At 69.6% G+C, this 4,205-nt stretch carries 4 protein-coding genes; 1 reads left to right on the top strand and 3 read right to left on the bottom strand.

Annotated features, from left to right (window positions below; all coding sequences use genetic code 11):
• Both AC5E6L_RS14525 and coaD read right to left on the bottom strand, forming a co-directional pair.
• On the bottom strand, nt 1-433 hold a 433-nt coding region (locus AC5E6L_RS14525), incomplete at its 3' end, for a peptidylprolyl isomerase (RefSeq protein ID WP_491774236.1).
• A 29-nt stretch (nt 434-462) separates the two neighbouring features.
• Nucleotides 463-963, bottom strand: a complete 501-nt coding sequence (gene coaD, locus AC5E6L_RS14530) for a pantetheine-phosphate adenylyltransferase (protein ID WP_491774238.1) — start codon at nt 961-963, stop codon at nt 463-465.
• A gap of 256 nt (nt 964-1,219) precedes the next feature.
• Here coaD and lexA point away from each other — a divergent pair, with 256 nt between their 5' ends.
• Nucleotides 1,220-1,942 (top strand): transcriptional repressor LexA, encoded by a 723-nt coding sequence (gene lexA / locus AC5E6L_RS14535; protein ID WP_491774240.1) that lies wholly within the window; start codon nt 1,220-1,222, stop codon nt 1,940-1,942.
• Between the two features lie 81 nt (nt 1,943-2,023).
• On the opposite strand, the gene AC5E6L_RS14540 is transcribed toward lexA, so the two are convergent.
• Nucleotides 2,024-4,205: ComEC/Rec2 family competence protein (locus AC5E6L_RS14540; protein ID WP_491774242.1), on the bottom strand; the 2,182-nt coding region annotated here is incomplete at its 5' end.

Consider the following 4,205-nt stretch of genomic DNA (forward strand, 5'->3'; position numbering starts at 1 on the left):
ACATGATGAAAAATTGCGAATTCGCCGAATCGGGCGGCTGCGCCCGCGCCATGCCGATCGTACCGCGCAGGAACGGCTCATTGGAAAACTCGGCCGGCAGATCGGGCATGTCCGAGCCACCCGTGCCCGCACGGCGGGGGTCGAAGCCGTCTTCCATGTCGCCGAAGCGCACATCGCCCGTCTGCGCCATGAAACCGTCGATCACACGGTGAAACGCCACATCGTCATAGGCGCCCATCCGCGCCAGCGTCTTGATCCGCTCGACGTGGCGCGGCGCCAGGTCCGGCAGGAGATCGACGACCACCTCGCCATCCTTGAGCGTGATGATCAAGCTGTTCTCGGCGTCCGGTTGCGCCGTCGCCAGGCTTGTGCCGGCAAGGCCTGCGGTCAGGGCCGCAAGGGTCGCGGTCAGGGTTCGTCTGGTCAAGCGCATCGGGTGTGCCTCCTTGCGAAAGGGCGTGATCAGGCGGCGAAATGCGCCTTGAGCGCCGCGTTCACCGATGGGGGCACGAAGTGCGAGACATCGCCGCCCATCGCGGCGATTTGGCGCACCAATGTGGCCGCGATGGGACGGGTGCCGGCTTCGGCCGGCACGAAGACGGTCTCGACGTCGGGCGCCATCGCCATGTTCATGCCCGCCATCTGCATCTCGTAGGCGTAATCGGTCGAATCGCGCAGGCCCCGCACCATGGCCGCCGCGCCCAGCTTGCGAGCGGCGTCGACCACCAGCCCGTCGAATGCGATCACGGAGACGCGCTCGCCGGCCATGCCGGTCTCGTCGAGCGCGGCGCGGATCAGCCGTTCGCGTTCCTCGAAGCCGAAAAGGCCCTTCTTCTTTCCCGCATGCATGCCGATGGCGACGATGACGTGATCGAACAGCGCGAGCCCCGCCCGCAGCACGGACAGGTGCCCGTTGGTCAGCGGGTCGAACGAGCCCGCATAGATCGCCGTGCGCCTGGTCATGATCGTGCGTTTAGGCAAATTCACCGCTCGTGCAAAGCCCTTTCGGCCCACCCCGAAGGGCACGTCACCGCATAGGCGCCAAAGCGGGCAATCCGCAGGGCGCCGGCCCGGGCGCCCGCCTTGTGCTCGAAGGCGCGCTCGATTTCGCAGGCGGCCCAAAAAGAACGGCGGTTAACCGGATATTATCCCTTGCGGAACACAAATGGAACGGTTATCGTCTGTTCGACGTTTGTTTTCGTTTGTTTCCGGAATCGCCATGCTGACGCGCAAACAACTCGACCTTTTGATGTTCATCAACGAGCGGTTGAAGGAGACCGGCGTGCCGCCCTCCTTCGACGAGATGAAGGAGGCGCTGGATCTGGCGTCGAAGTCGGGCATTCACCGTCTGATCACGGCGCTTGAGGAGCGCGGCTTCATCCGCCGGCTTCCGAACCGGGCGCGCGCGCTCGAAGTGATCAAGCTGCCCGAGGCCATGCAGCCGATCAATCAGGTGCGCCAGCGCTTTTCGCCCAGCATCGTCGAGGGCGGTCTCGGTCGGCCGGGCACGCCCGCCGGCTCCGCTGCGCCCGCGCGCGAGGCGCCCGCCGGCGCCAATGACGATCTGAGCGTGCCCGTAATGGGCAGGATCGCCGCCGGCGTCCCCATCTCGGCGATCGAGAACCGGACCCGGACGCTCGCCGTCCCGCCGGACATGATGGGCAAGGGCGAGCACTACGCCCTCGACGTCGAAGGCGATTCGATGATCAATGCCGGCATCCTGGACGGCGACACCGTCGTCGTCAGGCGCATCGAAACGGCCAATCCGGGCGAGATCGTCGTCGCGCTGGTCGACGATGAGGAAGCCACGCTCAAGCGGTTCCGCCGCAAGGGCGCCTCGATCGCGCTGGAGGCGGCCAATCCGGCCTATGAAACCCGCATTTTCGGACCTGACCGGGTGCGGATCCAGGGACGGCTGGTCGGTCTCGTGCGCCGTTACTGAGGCCGGTTCCGGCGCGGCTTGTCCCGGGCAGCGGTCCCCGGCTCGGGGCGGGGTCCGGTCCATCATATGCGGGTCCGGAACTCACCGGCGCGGCGCCAGATTGCGGGCCGCGCGGCCCCATCGGCGATGATCGTGCCAAGGGCGCAGCGGCATCGAAACGGCGTGGCTTACGATCGGCACAGCCCGACCGTCTCCCGCCGGCCGGCCTAGGCGCACCTCGGCGCTACCCTTGAGCGCCAATTCCTGCGCGGTGACGACCAGGGTCCCATCGGTGCACGGAGACATTGCCGGCGCATAGGCGAGAACGATCAGGTCGAACCGGCCGCACAGGCCGGCCGCGGGTCGACCGGCCGGGGGCTGGCCGTCTCCGGGCTCCAGCCGTTCGGAAAGCGGCGCGCTGAGGATCGCCATCGCCAGATAGGCGCCGTCGCCGACCGCAAGGCCGGTGCACATGTTTTCCGCGCAGCGCATCGCCATCGGTCCCCCGGCATGGGTGGGGCGGCCCTTTTCCGCCCGGCCGGGATGGGTGGCGCCCGCCTCCGACCGCTCGGGCCCGACCACCTCGCGCGCCGCATAGGCTTGCCGCCACTGTTCGAGGATGAAGCCGTTCGGCCTTGACCGGTTGACGGCGAGCGACCCGTCCGGCCGGACGATGGCCATCTGCCGGCCGTCCTCGGAGATGACGGCGAGCGGGGCGTCGCGCTGACCCATCAGGACGGCGGCGAGGACGGCCGGCAGCAGCGCGCCCCATCTCAGCCAGGTGCGGCAGATGCACAGCCAGGCCAGCGCCGCCGTGGCCATGAGCATCGCGCCGTTCGACATCGCGCCCACCATGCCGTCGGGCGACCGGTCGGCCACCCATTGCGCGATCGCCATGATCCAGCCGGCGCTTGCCGCCATCATGGCGTAGAGCGGGCCGTCCAGGCCGAACGGAATGGCCAGCGTCGCCACGATCGCCAGCGGCATGGTCACGAAGGAGACGATCGGCATGGCCGCAAGATTGGTCACCAGGCCAAGCACGGCCACGCGCTGGAAATGGTAGGCCGCATAGAGCCCGCTGGCCGCGCCGGCGACGATCGAGGTCGCCGCGAGCGCCGTCACGAACCGCAAGGCGCCCTGCCGGGCGGCCGCCATGCCCTCCGGCCGTCGCCACCCGGCGCCGGACCGGCGCAGCCGCTCGGCGCGGGCGCGGGTCCAGATGTCGTAGAGCGCGATCAGCGCCAAGGTCGCCGCGAACGACATGTGAAAGCTCGGGCCGACCACCGACGCCGGAAACAGGACGATGATGATGATCGCGGCGATGGCAAGGTTGCGCTTGGAAATGGCGCGCCGGTCGAGCATCAGGGCGGCCAGCATCACCGCCAGCATGGTGAAGGAGCGCTGGGTGGCGACGCCCGCCCCGGCCAGGAACAGGTAGACGAAGATCGCCGCGAAGGCGGCGAGCGCGGCATGCTTCTTGATCGCGCGGCCCGAGGCGAGCGTTCCGGACAGGGCGAAGGCCGCGCGCAGGACAGCCATCACCGTGCCGGCGACCAGCGCCATGTGCAACCCCGAGATCGTCAGAATGTGCGCCAGGCCCGAGATGCGCAGCGCCTCGTTCACCGGCTCGGGAATGGCCGACTTGTCGCCATTGACGAGCGCGGCCGCAACGGTGCCCGTTTCGCCGGGCGCGGCGGCGCGAATGCGCCCGCCCAGCCACAGCCGCGCGTTCTGGAGGCGCCTCGCCAGCCCCCGCATCAGGCCCTTGGCGGGCGGCACGGCCACCGGCGCCGGCGCGCCGTAAAAGAAACCGTTCGCGCCGTGGCCGGCGAAGAAGCCATGGAAGGCGAAGTCGTAACCGCCCGGCCGCGCCGGTCCCGACAGGGGAAACAGACGCGCGACCCCCTTGAGGCCATCGCCGACGCGCACGCCCTCGGCCGGTGATCGGGCGCTGACGCGGACCCGGTCCGGCGCGTGGCGCAGATGCGGCCGCTCGGTGGCGATCACGTCGAGCGTGTAGCGGATTGCGCCGTTCGGCCGCGCCTCGATGCGCGCGATCCGCCCGGTCAGATGCGTCGTCACCTCGGCGCCGAGCATGGGCGTCGCGCGCGCCATGGTCTGCCATTGCGCGATGCCCATGCCGCCCAGAACGAGCAGGAGCGCCAGCAGCGCCCGCGCCGCCGGGCGCGACCGGCGCCGGGTGGCGGCCCAAAGGGCGAGCGCCAATCCCAGCGCGGACGGAACATTGTGGGCGGCGGGCTCGGCGGGAAGCGCGAAATAGGCC

Source organism: Roseitalea sp. (assembly GCF_984466335.1).